Source organism: Synechococcus sp. H55.8, assembly GCF_047462375.1.
In the GTDB taxonomy this organism is placed as follows: Bacteria; Cyanobacteriota; Cyanobacteriia; order Thermostichales; family Thermostichaceae; genus Thermostichus.
This window is the reverse complement of sequence record NZ_JANSJC010000001.1, coordinates 132,623-148,301: the sequence shown is the minus strand read 5'-3', so window position 1 is coordinate 148,301 and position 15,679 is coordinate 132,623. Positions and strand designations below refer to the sequence as shown.

Here is a 15,679-nt window from a genome sequence, read left to right as displayed (position 1 = left end):
TGGCCCCAGCTTTGAGAGGGTTTCACCGGCCTTCTCTGCCCAATAGGCTCCAGGTGTACAGCCCCGCCAGAGCGGCCAGAGCAGACAGGCCTAAAAACATCCCGGAAAGGCCAAAGTAGGTTTCCGCCAACCCCGTCAAGACCAGAGGCAAACTGAGGGCGATATTGGCCACATTGTTCTGGAGCCCAAAAATCTTGCCTCGCAGATGATCTGGCGTTTCCTCCTGGATCAAGGTTTGCATCGGCACCGCCACCAAAGCCCCGCCACAGCCTAACAGAGCAATCCAGCCCAAGCTGAGCAACAACCAGTGGGTCGTCCAAGATAGGGCTGCCAGAGACCCACAGAGCAGCAGGGATCCCAGCCCGCTCCAGGCGCGGCAGCTCACCCGGCGGCCCGCATGCCCCACCCAAAAGGCGCCGATCCCCATGCCCAGGCCGGCAGCGGCCAACAACACCCCAAACTGATCCGGCTTCAGCTCCGGCATCACTTCGGCCATGCGCACCGCCAAAACGGCCAGTGCCGCAAACAGCGAGTAGAGCACCACCACCTGCAGCAGAGCAGCCCGGATCAGGGGCATCTGGCCGACATATTGCAAGCCCAACTGGAGATCTTCCCAAAGGTGGGGGGCTTCCCAAGGCCGGGGCTCCAGCTTCTCGTGGGGTTGTAGCAGCAACAGCAGGGATCCGGCCAAGAGGTAGGCTCCCCCCACCAACAGCTCCGGCCCCACCTCCCAGCCCGGCAACCAATGGCGCACCCAATGATCCGCCAGGGTTAACAGCGGTTCCCCCACAGCAAAGCCAACAATCAGCGAAGCCATCATCGTGGTGGTGTAGAGGGAATTGGCCGCCAGCAGCTCTCGCTTCGGCAGGATCAAGGGCAAAATCGCCTGTTCAGCAGGAGCAAAAAACTGGGTCAGGGTCGAGACGGCAAGGCTCACCAGCAACAGCCCGACAAACCCCAAGGGGATCCCCGGCCAAAGGTCGCGCCCGGCGGTGAGCCAGAGCAGCAGCGGCAACAGCAACACCAGGATCCCGCGCGCCAGGTTGGAGAGCACCAACACCCCTTTTTTTAGCCAGCGATCCACAAATACCCCTGCCAGGCTGCCCAGTAGCATCGCCGGCAGCGTAAAAGCCAGCATGATGGCCGAGACCCAACCGCTAATAGAGGCTCCTTCTGGCTGAAACTTGCGGGCAATCAACCCAATCAGCAGCACCAACAACACTTTGTCCGCCAACTGCGAACACACCTGCCCCGTCCACAGCAGCAGAAAATTGCGTCGGCGCAGCACAGCAACAAAGTTTCTCAGGCCCGGCTCAGATAAACCTTGATTTTCCTCTTCTTTTTGGGGATCCTCGGGAAGTGGATCTGGTGAGGGATCCCCAGAGGAGCACTCCGGCGAGCTCAGGGTGGGGCTTGCTGTCGGCTCAGGCAAGAGAGCTTCTGACTTCAGCACCCAAGTTGGCGCTGATGCAGGCTGGAAATCCCGAAGGCAGGAGTTGGGGTGGCAGACCTCTGCCCCTCCTTCCGGCCTGTTCCATTGTTGCTCCAAAGTCATAAAGTCATAGTGCTCCGCGGCTGACCTGCCCATTTCCCCGACGTCGGCCCCACAACGGAGGATCCCGTCAGCCAAGAAGGGCAGGTATGGGGTGCCCCGATCTTATCCTGGCCTGCCCTCCCCTCAACCCATTCAAATCTTAGGAATCGGCAGGCTTACCCTTTGTCGGCAGATAAGGAGCGCAAGGGATCCGGGATCGACTCGCTAGGAGCCACGAAGCTGCCCATTTCTACAAAAGTCAGGCGCACCTTCAGCCAGCGAATGAAATCCTCGTTGGTTGAGACCACTGCCCCCAGTGGGCCGCTCAGCTTGTCCCGCAAAGGCTTCAACGGTGGGGCTTCCATAAAAGCCGGCTGCGGCACCCAGAAGAAATCGACAGGGCGGCGGCGCTCCTCGTAGTGTCGGCGACGCTCCTCCAGCACCTCTTCCAGGGGCTCAGAACGTAAGAAAGACAGGCTGGCAACGACAAAGTGATAGGTCATCGGCTCGACAACAGACATAAAGTTGCTATGAAGCTGCTAACGATAGAGGCTAGGGCCGGACATCCACGGCTAAGAGGGACCCTTCCCTGCAGGCCCTCTCCCTCAGAAATGGGCAGATTTAAGCAGATGCGGGGCCGGATCGCGGGAGCTACAGAGGAGCCGACAGTCTTCCAACTGCCGCAGGACGGGCAGCCGCGCCATCACTTCTTCAGGCGGCATGGCGTGTTCGGAAGCCTGTTTGAGGGTGGGCAGAGCCTGGGCTGCCCATTCCCGAGCCCAGGTAGTGGACTCAACTGTTTCCTTCTGCTCCAACAGCTCTTGGCAAAGGGCGATTGAGCGCTCCAGGTCACCACTACCCTGATAGGCCATGACCAGAGCCACACGAGCCAAAGCGCAGTCTTCCGGATTTGCCCTAGAGCCATTGCGCTCTTGCTTCTCTTGGATTGAGCAGCAGTAGCAGAACGACTCGAGAAGATTGATCGCCTCCAGGTAGCGCTCCTGCTTGAGAGCAGTGATGCCGGCGCGGAGGGATCCATGGGGGTGGGACATGAGCCTAAGCGGAAGAAAAGAGTTTAGACGGACTTGCGCCCAAGGGTTATCCAGTTAACAACCCGTCTTCTTATCCAAGGTTTCGTGTCTAAAACTACTATACACCCTCTGGACAAGTGACCGCCGATTTACCAGCTAGCGCCGTAGGGCCCCACCTTGCAAGGCGGGGATTAGAAGCTGATATCTTGCCTGCTGGGATGGCCTTGTGCCGTCCCTCCCTGGAGGGGCACGGGTGGTCAACCGCCTTAAAAACCCAAGCTAGCTACAGGCGGCGGGTTCCCCTAGAAGGGTGCTCAACTTTTGCGGGCCAAGGTGTAGGCGCTGACGTAGTGGGTTTCTCGGCGCAACACTTCACAGCCCGCCTGCTGCAGGCGCGCCCCCAGATCGTCGCGGATGTAGTCCCGGTAGTAGGGTTCGTGGAAGGTTTGCGCAAAAGCTTCCATCGTCTCCTCCAGCTCCGGCGAGTCCAGCAGTTGCACCGAGTCGCAAATGACGATCACGCCCCCCGGCTTCACCACGCGGCTCATCTCGTTGATGACATTTTGGCGGGCTGGGCCGGGCAGCTCGTGGAAGAGAAACACGCTGACAACCGCATCAAAGGTGGCGTCGGCGTAGGGCATGGCCTCGGCGTTGGCGCGGATGAGCTGCGGCAGCTCCCCCGGCAGCTCTTGCAACAGCCGGTTGGCCTTGCGCAGGTAGGCAGGGGAAAGATCCAAACCATACAGCGCGGCTTTGGGCAGGGATCCCCGCAGCAGGCGCAGCGTGCGCCCGGTGCCACAAGCTACATCGAGAATGTGGGGAGCCGACAGGGCGGGATCGAGAGCATCTTTGAGCAGGCGGATCACCCGCCGCCGCATCGCATCTGCCGTGCCACCAAACAGCAGTTCCACCTGCAGGTCGTAGAGCTCAGCCGAGCTGTCGCTCAGGTAGCCGTTGGTTTGGTAATGAAAATTTTGCAGGTAGTATTTTGGATAGCCTTCTGTGGAGATGTCCTGAGAAAACTCTTGGTAGCGCTTGCTGTGTACCCGCTGAGTGATCTGCGGCAGATCCAGCCATACCTGCGGGTAGTAGCGGGCAAAGTCCAGCCAGGGGTTGTCGAAAAGAAGCGCGTGAGGGTAATAACCTGCCTCGGCATCTTGCCAATCGACCTGGAGCAGCCGTTCGTAACGAGCCCGCAACTCTTGCAAAGTAGCTGCGCTGAGCTTCACTCGCTCCCGCGGCGGCAGGGTTTTCCCGGAGGAGAAGCTCTGCAGATCCCTAAGTACCGAGAGCATCAGCTCCGAAGCCTGGGTGGAGAGAGCCTTATGGGCAAAGCCAAAGAGATTTTTACCCCACTGAAAAGTGCGGTAGGCAGCTTCTCCGACTGGAGACGGGATCGGCAGCGACAGCTCGGAGCTCAACTGTAGGCTCATAACCCTGCAAGGTGCGAATGCTTAATGTTTGTTTACGTTAGATTATAGCAAGGCAGCGATGGGAAACCGGCAAGTTCTGGGCCTTGGGAGAGTCGGCGAAGTTGGAGCTGTAGATCGCCAATCACACCCCACTTCCCTAAGAGGGAGAGTACTCTATTGGTGTCCCCGGAAGGACGTCCCCGATGCCCCATGCACTGGAGGAAGGGGCTGAGCAGGTCGAGCAGATGGGAACAGAAAAGGGAGTGCCCCGAGCATGACAGCCAAGACGGTGTTGGTCATTGACGATAGCATCATGATCCGCAAGATGGTGGCCAGCATCTTGGCTGACCAGTTTCAGGTGCTGGAGGCCAAAGATGGCCTAGCGGGCTTGGAGGCTGCCAAAAAACATCACCCCGACCTGATCTTGCTGGATTTTGTCATGCCCAAGATGGACGGCTATGACACATTGCAGGCCATCCGGCAGGAAGAGAGCCTGAAGAATACCCCCGTCATCATCATGTCGGGGATGAAAGAGCAGGTAACAGCCCGCATCCCTGAGCCTTTTGTCGATTTTGACTTCATTGAAAAGCCGTTTGAGGCGGAAGCCCTTCTGGCTCGCATTCAAAAGGCCCTGCAAGTGACCCCGGCGGCTGCGCTGGAGCCCGGATCGGAAACCAACACTCAATTGCTCTTGAACAAGCTCACCGCCATCGAGACGCTGCTCATCCAAGGTACGGAAAACCTCATCCAGCGGGAGGTGGTGACGCGGCTTGCCAGCCTCAACCAGCGCCTGGAGCGTCAGGAATCTTATAGCGCTAACCTGGAAGAGCAGATCCGTAAACTTGCCAGCGAAGTGGAACGGCACAGTCAGGGCCTGGCCCTGATTGTCAAAGAACTACGGCAGATCCGCAAACTTCTAGGGGGATCCTGATGTCTGAGCGCGCCTATCGGCACCTGGATGCGGTGACGGCCCTGTTCGTGGCCGTGCTGCTGATTTCCAACATCGCCTCCACTAAGATCGTGCTTTTGGGGCCGTTTACCTTCGATGGCGGCACCATCCTCTTTCCCCTCAGCTACATTTTCGGCGACATTCTCACGGAGGTCTACGGCTATGCCCGCTCGCGGCGGGTGATCTGGCTGGGGTTTTTCTCGGCGGCCCTGATGTCGGCGACCTTCATGATCGTGGGATCCCTGCCGGCAGCCCCCGACTGGCCCTATCAGGAAGCCTACAACCAGATCCTCGGCCTCACCCCCCGTATTGTGCTGGCCAGCCTGATTGCCTACTGGAGCGGCAGCTTCGCCAATGCCTACGTGCTGGCGCGCCTGAAGGTGTGGACGCGGGGACGCTGGCTGTGGACGCGCACCATCGGCTCCACCCTGGTGGGCCAAGCGGTGGACACGGGCCTGTTTATTCTCATCGCTTTCTGGGGGGTGTTTCCCGGTCTCGTGAGCCTCATCGTCTCCAACTACGTGTTCAAGTGTGCCGTTGAGGCAGTCTGTACGCCTCTGACCTACGCCATCACCGGCTGGCTGAAGCAGCAAGAACAGGAAGACTACTTTGACGTGGCAACCGACTTCAACCCTTTCCGAATGCAGTCTGTATCTAGATAGTTCATCCATCCAGCGGCTGCCCCGACGGATCTGGCCTTGAGAGGGATCCCAGTTTTGGTATAGTCAGAGCGTTATCTATCTTATCTACCCTGCCGCCGGTGCGCAGCGAGCCGGATCAGGTTGGGCAGACCGGTGTTGTCGGGAGCTTTTATCCAAGACAAGACTTTTGTGAGGGATCCAGACCATGATGCTCATTTTCCAAATTGCTTTGTTGGTGTTGGTGCTGTACAGCTTGCTGCTGGTGGTGGCGGTGCCGGTGCTCTACAGCTCGGCCAGCGACTGGAGCCGGGCCAAGAATGTGATTTTGGTGGGATCCCTGCTCTGGGTGCTGATGGTGATCGGGGTGGGGGTACTCAGTTTCTTTAAGTGATCCTCCCAGCAGGATCCTTCGACGCCCATCCCCCAGGCTCCTGGACGTTCCAGAGCATCAGGGTTGCGACTGTGAGGTTCTGGTGGTGGGGAAAAACTGCGCATCTCCGCACCCGAGTGGGCCCTGGGCGCTCTCGGTAGAAGGGATCCCGCCCCTTACAATGGATAGCAATTCAATCTCATGGCCTTGCTGCTCGCTCGGCCGGCGGCAAGGTGCGCCTGTGCCGAAGTCTTTTGGGAGGTTTGGGTGTTGAGAGCAGTGAAGCGTTCGTGGGGCCTCCGCTTGGCCCGGCTGGGGACGAGGCTGATTTTGGCAGGCTTGTTGGTAGGGGCGCTATCCCCTTTGGCAAAGGCACAGTCGGGCTTTGTCATCACCGGCAGCGAGGGGGTGCCTGTCCTCAGCTATCGGCTGGATTTTCGCGGCATTCGCGGTCGGCTGGATCGCTATCGCCTGAAGATCCCACCGCAGGATGTGGCGGTGGCGGAGGTGCAGATTAGCGCGGATAGGAACTTTGATGCCGTCATCGATCCCCAGAATGTGCGCCTAGAGGTGGAGGGCAAGTCGGTGGAGCTGGCGGAAGTGTACTGGAACGAGGAGTTTCGCTCTTTGGAGGTGGTGGCCCGTCAACCCATTGCCGCCGGCCAGGAGATCCGCTTGGTGCTCTCCAATGTGCGCAACCCTTCCGCTGCCGGCATCTACCGGGTAGAGGCGCGGGTACGGGGAACAGAGCCCAACCCGCTCTTCCGCAAGGTGGGCAACTGGCTCATCACCATCGACGATCCGGAGCGGCTCACGTTCTGATGGCCGCTGCATCTGGTTTCAACAACCCCAAGGGATCCCCATCTCCCCTCTCCCTGAGGGAGAGGGGCTGGGGGTGGTCGCGTGAGCGGCGCGGAGCGCTTGGGCCTCAGGGAGAGGGGCTGGGGGTGAGGGGATCTCCCCTCCAGACGGTAGCCTGGCATACAGGGAGAGGTTGTCTTTGGTGCTAGCCGACACCTGGTATCCCAACTGGTGGCAGGCCCTGCTCTTGGGCATGGTGCAGGGGATCACTGAATTTCTGCCCATCAGCAGCACGGCGCACCTGCGGGTGGTTCCGGCTTTGCTGGGCTGGCCAGATGCAGGCGCTTCCTTTGCGGCGGTAATCCAGTTGGGCAGCTTGGGGGCGGTGTTGATCTACTTTGCCTCTGATCTGCGCCAGGTGCTCCTTGGCTCCTGGAAGGCTTGGCAGGAGCGAGATTTCCAGCAGGAGTCTTGGCGGCTGCTCATAGGGATCCTGGTGGGGACGTTGCCGATTGTGGTTGCCGGATGGGCCGTCAAGGCCATTTGGGGATCCCCACCCCGCCAGTTGGGGGTAATTGCTGCTGCCGCCATTGGCTTGGCGCTGGCTTTGGGCTGGGCGGAACGGGTGGGGAAACGCCGGCGAGATCTGCACAGCCTGGGCATTGGGGATGGGCTCTGGGTGGGGCTGGCCCAGGCTTTGGCGTTGATTCCAGGGGTCTCCCGCTCCGGTGTGACGCTGACGGCGGCTCTGTTGCTGGATTTGCAGCGCTCGGCTGCCGCCCGCTACTCCTTTTTGCTGGGGATCCCGGCCCTCTTTTTGGCGGGGGTGGCGGAGTTCATCTCCGAGTTTAAGGCAGAGGCGCTGCTGTCGCAGGGGTTGGGGACGCTCTCGGCCTTTGTTTTCTCCTACGGGTCCATCGATTGGCTCATTCGATTTTTGCAGCGCAGCAGCACCTGGCTGTTTATCGCCTACCGGATTGGGTTTGGCCTGTTCATTTTCCTGGGACTGGCCCTGGGGTTCTTGCAACCTTAAGCCGACTTAGCGCCTTGGGCAGGTACTCCCCTAGGTGGGCCGGATCCACCCCTGTTAGACCCCGCTCCCCCGCCAACTGGATAGCGGCTTGGGCATGCCACCACACTCCGGCACAGGCACAACTGAGCAGCTCCGCGATCCCCATCGACTGACCCAGTTGGGCCCTTCTGCGCGCCACCAGGCCGCCGATTAAGCCAGTTAGGACATCGCCGCTGCCACCGCGGGCCAAAGCCGGTGTGCTCTCCGGGTTGACCCAGCATTCCCCCCTAGGAGAGGCGATGACCGTCCGTGCTCCCTTTAAAACCACCACCGCTCCACTCTGGGCTGCTGCTCTCTGGGCTGCCTCCATGCGATCCGCAAGCGGGATCCCTGGAAAAAGCCGGCGAAATTCCCCCAGGTGGGGGGTGAGGATGGCTTGGATCCCGTTTTCTTGCAAGCGCTCCACCCCCATCTCCGCCAGGGCATTGAGGCCATCGGCGTCGATAACCCAAGGGATCCCGGCCCAATCCTGCAGCAAGCTCTCCAGCAGTCGCCGGCGGGCTTCTCCTAGGCCGGGCCCCACCGCCACCGCCTGGAAAGGTTTTTCACCCAGCGGCGGCAGAGCCGGGATCCCTTCCCAGGGGTGAACCAAGGCTTCCGGCAAAGTGCTGTGGATGAGCCCCTTCAATTCCGCCGGCACCGCCAGGGTTACCATGCCCACGCCACTGGCGCGGGATCCCAGCCCGGCCAACACTGCCGCCCCGGCATAGGCCGCCGACCCTGCGACCACTAGCAGGGATCCCTGGCGATATTTGTGGGTATCCAAAGGCGGGTCAGGGGGAAAATGCGGCCAAGGGTTCAGCAACAACTGGGGAGCCGCCTCTGCCGGGCAGACCCAAGGGGGGATGCCAAAATCAAGGCGATGCAGCCGTCCCACCCAGGGCAGAGCCGCCTCCTGCCACAGGCCCCGTTTCCAGAGGCCGAGGGCATAGGTGTGGCTGGCGCGGATGCAGCAGCCCCAGATCTCGCCCGTCTGGTCGTTGAGGCCAGAAGGCAAGTCCAGGCTGAGGATGGGAATGCCGCTGCCGTTGGCCCACTCCACCGCCCCCGCCCAGGGATCCCCCAGGGGCCGGTTTAGGCCAATGCCAAAGAGGGCGTCGATGAGCAAGTCGCAGTCGGCCAACGCCTCCACCCGCTCCACAAACTCCGCCCCTAGAGCCCTGAGGTAGCGGGCGTGGTCGGCGGTTAGGGGTTTGAGATCCGGCTTCCCCAGCCAAACCTTTACCCCCTTTTGGGCTAGCCGCAGCTCTCGCCCAACCACCAAGCCGTCGCCGCCATTGTGCCCCGTGCCGCAGAGGATGCCGATGCGCTGCGCCTGGGGAAAATCCTGCCGCAACCGGGCAAAAACGGCCAGCCCCACCTTCTCCATGAGGGCGGCCACGGGCATGCCGGCAGCGAAGATCTCCTCCTCGAGGCGCCGCATCTGCGCCGAGCTGACCAGGGCGGTGGCCGGGTCAAGGGAGTTGAGGACGCTGCGCTGCTGAGGCAAAGAGGGCTCTGTCATGGCGGTCATGGCTGAGGGGGGCTTATGGAGCTCAGCTCGATCACATTCCCGTCGGGATCCCGAACAAACACAGCCGCCCGCCCGGAAGCGCTGGGCTGCACCTCGTAGCCTGCCTGCAGCAAGCGGGCCTTCACCGCCTCCAGATCTTCCACTCCCAGCGCCACGTGGGGATGGCGCCCCCACTTCGCCTTGCTGCCACGACTGGCTTGCTGCCCTTGGTCAAGCGGCTCCTCAGTGACAATCAAATGAATCTGCGAAGACCCCACCTGGTACCAAGCGCCGGGAAAGTTAAAGGGAAACCGTTCTGCCTTGGGGATCCCGAGCACGGTTCCGTAGAAATGCTCAGCCCTGGCCAGATCGCTAACCCAAAGGGCGGTGTGCAGGTGCTGATAGGTGCTCATGACGTTGCTTGGGCGCAAGTTCCTGAAGCTGTCGAGAGAAAGTGTAAGGATTTTCTCCAAAAGACCTGTTCCGCCTGTGCGCTAAGGTGGAACTAGGGCAGCGGCGACGAGAATATCCTCTATCTTGCTTCTTGCCTAGGGGTTGGTCTATGGGATCCCGCACCAAGTTTTTCGGCACCGTCTTGGCCATGCTGGCCGTCAACAGCATCTACATGCAATTGCAGCAGCTTGCCCTGCGGCTGGAAGAAGAGGTAAAACCGGCTCCCTCAGAGCAGGCTGCTCCAGAGTCCCAGAGCAACGCTCAGCCGCCGCATCCCTGGGGTCATCTGGCCCAAGTTTTCCGGCATTGGGTCGAGGCCAGTCCCCTGTAACCCTAGTCTCCGAGCCAAGAGGCAGTTTGCAAAGGGGATCAAACCCCGTACCATAGAGGAGCAGGCTCCCCTTTCTTGCGGTTCACAGTTTGGATACTCACCATGACTCAGCCGTCAGCAGCCTCTGGGCAAAAGCCGATTGTTGTCGCCCCTTCGATTCTTTCGGCGGATTTTAGCCGCTTGGGGGAAGAAGTGCGGGCGGTGGACGAGGCGGGGGCCGACTGGATCCACGTGGACGTCATGGATGGCCGCTTTGTGCCCAATATTACCATCGGCCCGCTGGTGGTGGAAGCGCTGCGCCCGGTTACGGCCAAGCCTCTGGACGTCCACCTGATGATTGTGGAGCCGGAAAAGTATGTGGCCGACTTTGCCAAGGCGGGGGCCGACATCATCTCCGTTCATGCCGAGTCCAGCTCTACCATTCACCTGCACCGCACCCTCAGCCAAATCAAGGATCTGGGCAAACAGGCAGGTGTGGTGCTCAACCCCGCTAGCCCCCTGGAGCTCATCCAGTACGTGCTGGATTTGGTGGATCTGGTCTTGATCATGAGCGTCAACCCCGGCTTTGGCGGCCAGAGCTTCATTCCGGCGGTGGTGCCCAAGATTCGCCAACTGCGGGCCCTGTGCGACGAGCGCGGTCTGGATCCCTGGATTGAAGTAGATGGCGGCCTCAAGGCCAGCAACGCCTGGCAGGTCATCGAGGCGGGGGCCAACGCCATTGTGGCCGGCTCGGCAGTGTTCAAGGCCAAAGACTATGCGGAGGCTATTCGCGCTATCCGCAACAGCCGTCGCCCGGAGCTGGTAACGGTTTGATTTGAGCTTATCGATTGGGGAAACCCATGCTCTTGAGCCCCTCTTAGGCCAAGGCACAAAAGAGAGGGAAGAAGACCTAGCGCCCCTCAATCTTGGCCCATTGCGAATGGCCACAGCTCAGCGGCAGGGATCCCTTCTGGTGGAAGAACGGGCTCGAAATTCTAGCGCAGAGCGGCGGTCTTCTTCTGGGCAGCCGCAGGGGCTGCACCATCCTCTACGGCAGTCTGGCTGAGGCAATGCGGAGGGGCAGAGGGGGGAACGATTGGCTGAGGCGAGGTAGGGCTGAAAAAAACTTGGCAAAAGGGCAGGCGGCTGTTGCGCTGAATGTCAGCAAGGTAAGGAGAAGGGATGGTGCCCCAGTAGGCGCCCAGCACCTGCCGGTCGGGATCCTCCGGCAGCACCTGGTAGTGCAACATCAAGCGGTTATCGGGGAACCAAGCGCGAACAAGCCTTTGCAGTTGCCTCAAATTGAAGCCCGGCTCTTCCGGGTTATGAATCAGGTGCATCCCCGCCAAGCGTCCGCCGACAAAATAGGCTTGCACATAAAACCCGCGGGCGTAGAGGGGGGGCTCTGAGGGATCCCGCGATGAAGGGGCATCCGGCAGGTAGAGGGCCTCACCGCCTGGGCGCAGTTGCCAGCGGCTCCAGCGGGGATCCTCGCGGTCGCTAGCAATGGTCTCCCAATTGTTGGCGCGGGCGTAGCTCAAGAAGCGCTCCTCCACCATGCCCAAATAGAGCATTTCCATTTGTAGGGGCAGTCGGGCCCGCGTTTGCAATAGGGGCAGAGTGCGCACTTCTCCTTGCTTGAGCACCAAAACTTCCGCCAAGGCAGGGCGCGGTTCCCACGCCAGCAGCGCCGCCAGGATACCGGCTCCGAGGGCTCTGCCAAGGCCGGCCAGCCCTCGCCGTGCCGAGGCCCGCAGCAACAAGAGAAGGAGTTTGACAGGGGGCAGCTCAAATCGAGGCTGCGCCCCGCCCAACACGGCAACGGAAGCAGAGACGTAAGATGAGATCACGGGGAAATTCGAAGAGCCGGGAAGACAATAGAGGCTATGGATGTCCTATTTTATCCACAGCGCTAGGGTTCTTTGAAAATTTTAATCTGCTGCCCTGGGTGAACTTTCTTGCCGACAGCGGATGGATCAAAACCGGTCTCCAAATGGGCGCGACTGCCGAGAACCTCCCTCCTCGACCGCAGGGCCGGGGCTCGTCGTCATTGCTGGCCCCACCGCCACCGGCAAGTCGCGCCAGGCGCTGCTGCTGGCCCAACGGCTGGGATCCCCGCTGTTAAACGCCGACTCTCGCCAGGTGTACCGGGAGTTCGACATCGGCACCGCCAAGCCCACTCCCGCCGAGCGGGCCCTTTGGCCCCACGAGTTGATTGACTTTGTGGATCCCCGCCACACCTACACCGTGGCCGAGTTCCAACGAGCGGCCCAAGCCCGCATTGCCGAGGCCCATCGGCAGGGACAGACTCCCATTCTGGTGGGGGGGACGGGGCTTTACATCCAATCCATCACTGCAGGGCTGGAGATCCCGGCAGTTCCCCCTCAGCCCCAGTTGCGCGCTCAATTGGAAACTTGGCCGCCCGAGATCCGCTACGCCTGGCTGCAGCAGTTGGATCCCGTGGCCGCTCGGCAGATCCACTCTCATGATGAAGTGCGCACCCTGCGGGCCTTGGAAATTATTTACACCACCGGGAAACCGGCCTCTTGCCTACGGCAGGCCCATCCTCCCCACTACCCCATCTTGATCTTGGGGCTGCGCTGCTCGATGCCCCGTCTGGAACAACGTATTGCCCGGCGCACGGCGGAGATGATGGAGAGGGGGTGGATCGAAGAGGTAAAAACTCTGCGGGAGCGCTATGGGCCGGACTTGCCCCTCTTGCAAACTTTGGGCTATGCGGAGATCGGCGCTTACCTAGAAGGGCGGATCCCAGAGGCGGAGCTGCAGCCTTTGATTGTGCGGCGCACCCGCCAGTTTGCCAAGCGGCAGATGACCTGGTTTCGGGCCATGCCAGGGATCCAGTGGCTGGACTGCGAGGCCGAGGATCTGCCCGAGCAGATCTGGGAGCGGGTTAAAGCCTGGATGGCAGCTCAGACCACTGCTGAAACCACTCCCGCCGCCGCTGAGCATCGGCTTTCCGATCGGTGAGGATCTCCAACACTCGCACCCCTTGGGCGGGCAAGGGATCCAAGGCTTGGGCCAGCTCTTCCCAAGTCTCTAGCCGCCGGTGGGGAATGCCATGGGCCTGGCAGAGGAGGGCAAAATCCACCGCCTGGGGAGTGGCGAAGTAGGGCTCAAAGGGTGGGCCCGCCTCAGCAATGGGCAGCAGCTCGAAAATCCCACCCCCCCGGTTGTTGATGAGGAGGATAGTCAGGGATCCCTGCAGGTAAGGGCTAAGCCGCAGGCCGCCGCAGTCGTGCAAAAAGGCCAGATCCCCGGTCAGCAGCACTGTTGGCCGATGGCGGTGGGCCACCCCGAAGGCGGTCGAGAGAATGCCGTCAATGCCGTTGGTGCCGCGGTTGAAGTAGGGCCGGATGCGGCGGTCGTTGGGCGGCCAAAACCACTCCACATCCCGCACCGGCGTGCTGTTGGCAATCACCAGGGGCGTCTCCGGCGGCAGGTGGTGGGCCAGCCACCAGGCGATCTTGCCCTCAAACCACTCCGGCAGGTCAGCCATGGTCTGGTCTAGGGTGGCGCGGATTTGCGCTTCGGCTGTCAGCCAGCCCTGCAGAAAAGCTGTTCGGGGGGCTGGAGTTTTGAATGTTGCTTCCGGGATCCCGGCGGCCAGCTCTTCCACAGCAAAGGGCAAATGGGTGGTGGGGTTGTGCAGAGGATCCCCGTTCTCGGGCCGGGGATCGAGCAGCCAGGTGCGGGGGCGAGCTTTGGCCAGGGTTTGCCGCAGCGCTTTGCTGGTGGGCAGGGATCCCAGTTGGATGACTTGTTCCGGCCAGAGCTGGGGGCCATCCCGCTGCAGGAGGAGGTCATAGGTGGTGACGAGATGGGGGTTGAGGGAAGCGTAGTTGCGCAGAGGGGAGAGTCCCTCCGCCAACACCGGCCAGCCCAGGGCCAGCGCCAAGCGGGCCACCGCTTCTGCATAACGCTGGGGATCCGCCGGTTGGGCCGGCCCCGCCAAGATCACCCCCCGCTCACAGCCGCGCCACTCCTGCCAAAAGGAAGCTGTTGACGCGAACGCAGAACCGGCAGCCAGGCCAGATGGGGGGATAACCCCGCGGAAAAAGGTCTTCTCAAACTCCGGATCTTCCTGCAAATGAACCAGGGGCGCAGTGCTGCCATCGGCAACGGGAGCTAGGGGATCTCGCAAGGGCACATTCAAATGCACAGGGCCGGGAAAGGGGTAAAGCGTGCGCTCCCAGGCGTGAACCAGGGCTTGGCGGAGATAGGCCAGGGCTTCTGGCTCCGCGCTGGGCAGGGCCAATTCCGCTTGCCAGTTGGGGTAGTGACCGTAGAGCTTCACCTGGTCGATAGTCTGCCCGGCGCGGCAGTGGCGCAGCTCTGGGGGCCGATCCGCCGTCAGGATCAACAGGGAAAACCCACTTTCGGCTGCCTCAAGGAGAGCCGGGAAAAAATGGGCGCCGGCGCTGCCGGAAGTACACACCAGAGGGATGGGCTGCCGAGTTCGCTGGGCCAAGCCGAGGGCAAAAAAGGCCGCCGACCGCTCATCCAGCACCGGAATGGCCTCGATCTCCGGATGCTGCGCCAGGGCATAGGTGAGGGGGGCAGAGCGGGATCCCGGGCACACCACCGCCAGGCGACAGCCCAGCCGGCTCAGGGTCTCGGCCAACAGGGATCCCCAGAGGGCGTTGAGGTTGCGCCAATCCAGCCGCCTTGGCGAGACAAAGTTTTCACCGGTCACAGCGGAGTCAACGTGTTGAGATCAAATCGGGATCCCGGCGGCAAAAAGTGAAGGCGGGCATTGTGCAGCCGAAAATACTCGTCCGCTGCCGCCTCCTGAACGGTCGAGTACAGTTGCGTCCCGTCCACAATCGTCACCGTGCCCAAGCCGATTACCTCCATCACATTGTTGGCCTGGATCACCACCGCCGTATTCTCATCGATGCCGATGCCCAGGCACTGGGGGTAGTGGGCCACCGCTGTAACCAACCGCACCAGGCGATTGCGCTGATGGAAGTGCTGATCGATGATGACGCGAGGCAAAAGGCCCAGGCCCGTCTTCACCGTTACAATTGCCGGCGTGGGAGGTTCCCCGCTGTAGCCGCGGGAGATCATCTGCTGTCCCAAGGCAGAAGCTCCGGCGCTGGTTCCGGCAATCACCGTCTGTCCTCGCTGCCACTGCTGCCGAATGGCCTCCATCAACTCGCTGTGGGCCAGCACCTCCGCCAGCCGCTCCTGATCCCCACCCGTGAAGTAGATGCCGGTGGAGGAGCGGATTTTCTCGACGTTATCGGGATCCCTCGCCTCCATCGGGTTGCGGATATCCAGCACCTGCAGGCTGGCCGCCCCCATCTGCTGAAAAATATTGGCGTAGACCTCCCCCAGCACCGCCGGGATCCCAGAAGCCGCAGGCACGATGGTGATGTGGGCCGACCTTCCCCCCGCTCGGCGGAAGAACTCCCAAAGGATGTGGCATTCCTTTTCCTTGTCCTCTGCTCCCCCAACGGCAATGAGGTCGGAACGGGCGATGCTGGGATCCCTCACGGTAGGGTAGGGTTGGGCAGCGTGGGTCGGGGTGGAAGGAACTCCGTTCCACCCCAGCTCACGGTGGGCAGCAGAGACATCAGGCAAATGGGGCATG

General features: G+C 61.4%; 17 protein-coding genes. 8 read left to right on the top strand and 9 right to left on the bottom strand.

Annotated features, from left to right (window positions below):
- Nucleotides 1-22 precede the first annotated feature (22 nt).
- The 4 genes from NW862_RS00720 to NW862_RS00705 all read right to left on the bottom strand — a co-directional run bounded on the left by NW862_RS00720 (nucleotide 23) and on the right by NW862_RS00705 (nucleotide 3,998).
- Nucleotides 23-1,588, bottom strand: coding sequence for an MFS transporter (locus NW862_RS00720; RefSeq protein WP_414426831.1), 1,566 nt, complete (start codon nucleotides 1,586-1,588; stop codon nucleotides 23-25).
- 122 nt (nucleotides 1,589-1,710) lie between these two features.
- The gene (locus NW862_RS00715; protein ID WP_414334055.1) at nucleotides 1,711-2,055 is read right to left on the bottom strand and encodes an MgPME-cyclase complex family protein; all 345 of its coding nucleotides are present in this window, start codon (nucleotides 2,053-2,055) and stop codon (nucleotides 1,711-1,713) included.
- An 84-nt stretch (nucleotides 2,056-2,139) separates the two neighbouring features.
- On the bottom strand, nucleotides 2,140-2,586 hold the full coding sequence (locus NW862_RS00710; protein ID WP_414334056.1) for a hypothetical protein: 447 nt from the start codon (nucleotides 2,584-2,586) through the stop codon (nucleotides 2,140-2,142).
- A 293-nt stretch (nucleotides 2,587-2,879) separates the two neighbouring features.
- Nucleotides 2,880-3,998, bottom strand: coding sequence for a class I SAM-dependent methyltransferase (locus tag NW862_RS00705; RefSeq protein WP_414334057.1), 1,119 nt, complete (start codon nucleotides 3,996-3,998; stop codon nucleotides 2,880-2,882).
- 253 nt (nucleotides 3,999-4,251) lie between these two features.
- Here NW862_RS00705 and NW862_RS00700 point away from each other — a divergent pair, with 253 nt between their 5' ends.
- The 5 genes from NW862_RS00700 (at nucleotide 4,252) to NW862_RS00680 (ending at nucleotide 7,771) form a co-directional block, all read left to right on the top strand.
- On the top strand, nucleotides 4,252-4,908 hold the full coding sequence (locus NW862_RS00700; protein ID WP_414348943.1) for a response regulator: 657 nt from the start codon (nucleotides 4,252-4,254) through the stop codon (nucleotides 4,906-4,908).
- Nucleotides 4,908-5,588, top strand: a complete 681-nt coding sequence (locus NW862_RS00695) for a queuosine precursor transporter (protein WP_414334059.1) — start codon at nucleotides 4,908-4,910, stop codon at nucleotides 5,586-5,588. The genes NW862_RS00700 and NW862_RS00695 overlap by 1 nt, the downstream gene beginning before the upstream one ends.
- 184 nt (nucleotides 5,589-5,772) lie before the next feature.
- On the top strand, nucleotides 5,773-5,958 hold the full coding sequence (gene psbZ / locus NW862_RS00690) for a photosystem II reaction center protein PsbZ (RefSeq protein WP_414334060.1): 186 nt from the start codon (nucleotides 5,773-5,775) through the stop codon (nucleotides 5,956-5,958).
- A 180-nt stretch (nucleotides 5,959-6,138) separates the two neighbouring features.
- Nucleotides 6,139-6,759 (top strand): DUF2808 domain-containing protein, encoded by a 621-nt coding sequence (locus tag NW862_RS00685; RefSeq protein ID WP_414348942.1) that lies wholly within the window; start codon nucleotides 6,139-6,141, stop codon nucleotides 6,757-6,759.
- A 178-nt stretch (nucleotides 6,760-6,937) separates the two neighbouring features.
- Nucleotides 6,938-7,771: an undecaprenyl-diphosphate phosphatase gene (locus NW862_RS00680; protein WP_414332799.1), complete on the top strand. Its 834-nt coding sequence runs from the start codon at nucleotides 6,938-6,940 to the stop codon at nucleotides 7,769-7,771.
- Here NW862_RS00680 and NW862_RS00675 read toward each other — a convergent pair.
- Together NW862_RS00675 and NW862_RS00670 are read right to left on the bottom strand one after the other, a co-directional pair.
- Nucleotides 7,731-9,314 (bottom strand): NAD(P)H-hydrate dehydratase, encoded by a 1,584-nt coding sequence (locus NW862_RS00675; protein ID WP_414426830.1) that lies wholly within the window; start codon nucleotides 9,312-9,314, stop codon nucleotides 7,731-7,733. The genes NW862_RS00680 and NW862_RS00675 overlap by 41 nt on opposite strands.
- 5 nt (nucleotides 9,315-9,319) lie before the next feature.
- On the bottom strand, nucleotides 9,320-9,715 hold the full coding sequence (locus NW862_RS00670; RefSeq protein ID WP_414348853.1) for a VOC family protein: 396 nt from the start codon (nucleotides 9,713-9,715) through the stop codon (nucleotides 9,320-9,322).
- Nucleotides 9,716-9,864: 149 nt separating this feature from the next.
- On the opposite strand from NW862_RS00670, the gene NW862_RS00665 reads away from it, so the two are divergent.
- Nucleotides 9,865-10,086 carry a hypothetical protein gene (locus tag NW862_RS00665; RefSeq protein WP_414332711.1) on the top strand — a complete coding sequence of 74 codons (222 nt, stop codon included), beginning with the start codon at nucleotides 9,865-9,867 and terminating at the stop codon, nucleotides 10,084-10,086.
- A gap of 102 nt (nucleotides 10,087-10,188) precedes the next feature.
- On the top strand, nucleotides 10,189-10,899 hold the full coding sequence (rpe, locus tag NW862_RS00660; RefSeq protein ID WP_414332712.1) for a ribulose-phosphate 3-epimerase: 711 nt from the start codon (nucleotides 10,189-10,191) through the stop codon (nucleotides 10,897-10,899).
- A gap of 161 nt (nucleotides 10,900-11,060) precedes the next feature.
- Here rpe and NW862_RS00655 read toward each other — a convergent pair whose 3' ends face one another.
- Nucleotides 11,061-11,915 (bottom strand): hypothetical protein, encoded by an 855-nt coding sequence (locus tag NW862_RS00655; RefSeq protein WP_414348850.1) that lies wholly within the window; start codon nucleotides 11,913-11,915, stop codon nucleotides 11,061-11,063.
- 121 nt (nucleotides 11,916-12,036) lie between these two features.
- Between NW862_RS00655 and miaA the strand changes: the two genes are divergently transcribed.
- Entirely contained in the window at nucleotides 12,037-13,053 is a 1,017-nt protein-coding gene (gene miaA, locus NW862_RS00650) for a tRNA (adenosine(37)-N6)-dimethylallyltransferase MiaA (protein ID WP_414426829.1), read from the top strand.
- Here miaA and menD read toward each other — a convergent pair.
- Together menD and NW862_RS00640 are read right to left on the bottom strand one after the other, a co-directional pair.
- Nucleotides 12,977-14,779, bottom strand: a complete 1,803-nt coding sequence (menD, locus tag NW862_RS00645; protein ID WP_414426828.1) for a 2-succinyl-5-enolpyruvyl-6-hydroxy-3-cyclohexene-1-carboxylic-acid synthase — start codon at nucleotides 14,777-14,779, stop codon at nucleotides 12,977-12,979. The two genes, miaA and menD, sit on opposite strands and share 77 nt — an antisense overlap.
- A complete protein-coding gene (locus NW862_RS00640) occupies nucleotides 14,776-15,678 on the bottom strand; it encodes a cyanophycinase (RefSeq protein ID WP_414367994.1) in 903 nt (300 codons plus the stop codon). The genes menD and NW862_RS00640 overlap by 4 nt, the downstream gene beginning before the upstream one ends.
- Nucleotide 15,679: the final 1 nt, after the last annotated feature.

What these genes read in the sequence shown, in the direction of transcription:
- rpe (WP_414332712.1), top strand. Translation starts at nt 10,189, where the DNA reads ATGACTCAGCCGTCAGCAGCCTCTGGGCAAAAGCCGATTGTTGTCGCC.
- NW862_RS00665 (WP_414332711.1), top strand. Translation starts at nt 9,865, where the DNA reads ATGGGATCCCGCACCAAGTTTTTCGGCACCGTCTTGGCCATGCTGGCC.
- NW862_RS00705 (WP_414334057.1), bottom strand. Translation starts at nt 3,998, where the DNA reads ATGAGCCTACAGTTGAGCTCCGAGCTGTCGCTGCCGATCCCGTCTCCA.
- psbZ (WP_414334060.1), top strand. Translation starts at nt 5,773, where the DNA reads ATGATGCTCATTTTCCAAATTGCTTTGTTGGTGTTGGTGCTGTACAGC.
- NW862_RS00700 (WP_414348943.1), top strand. Translation starts at nt 4,252, where the DNA reads ATGACAGCCAAGACGGTGTTGGTCATTGACGATAGCATCATGATCCGC.
- NW862_RS00715 (WP_414334055.1), bottom strand. Translation starts at nt 2,055, where the DNA reads ATGTCTGTTGTCGAGCCGATGACCTATCACTTTGTCGTTGCCAGCCTG.
- NW862_RS00720 (WP_414426831.1), bottom strand. Translation starts at nt 1,588, where the DNA reads ATGGGCAGGTCAGCCGCGGAGCACTATGACTTTATGACTTTGGAGCAA.
- NW862_RS00710 (WP_414334056.1), bottom strand. Translation starts at nt 2,586, where the DNA reads ATGTCCCACCCCCATGGATCCCTCCGCGCCGGCATCACTGCTCTCAAG.
- NW862_RS00695 (WP_414334059.1), top strand. Translation starts at nt 4,908, where the DNA reads ATGTCTGAGCGCGCCTATCGGCACCTGGATGCGGTGACGGCCCTGTTC.
- miaA (WP_414426829.1), top strand. Translation starts at nt 12,037, where the DNA reads ATGGATCAAAACCGGTCTCCAAATGGGCGCGACTGCCGAGAACCTCCC.
- NW862_RS00675 (WP_414426830.1), bottom strand. Translation starts at nt 9,314, where the DNA reads ATGACAGAGCCCTCTTTGCCTCAGCAGCGCAGCGTCCTCAACTCCCTT.
- NW862_RS00685 (WP_414348942.1), top strand. Translation starts at nt 6,139, where the DNA reads ATGGCCTTGCTGCTCGCTCGGCCGGCGGCAAGGTGCGCCTGTGCCGAA.
- NW862_RS00670 (WP_414348853.1), bottom strand. Translation starts at nt 9,715, where the DNA reads ATGAGCACCTATCAGCACCTGCACACCGCCCTTTGGGTTAGCGATCTG.
- NW862_RS00640 (WP_414367994.1), bottom strand. Translation starts at nt 15,678, where the DNA reads ATGCCCCATTTGCCTGATGTCTCTGCTGCCCACCGTGAGCTGGGGTGG.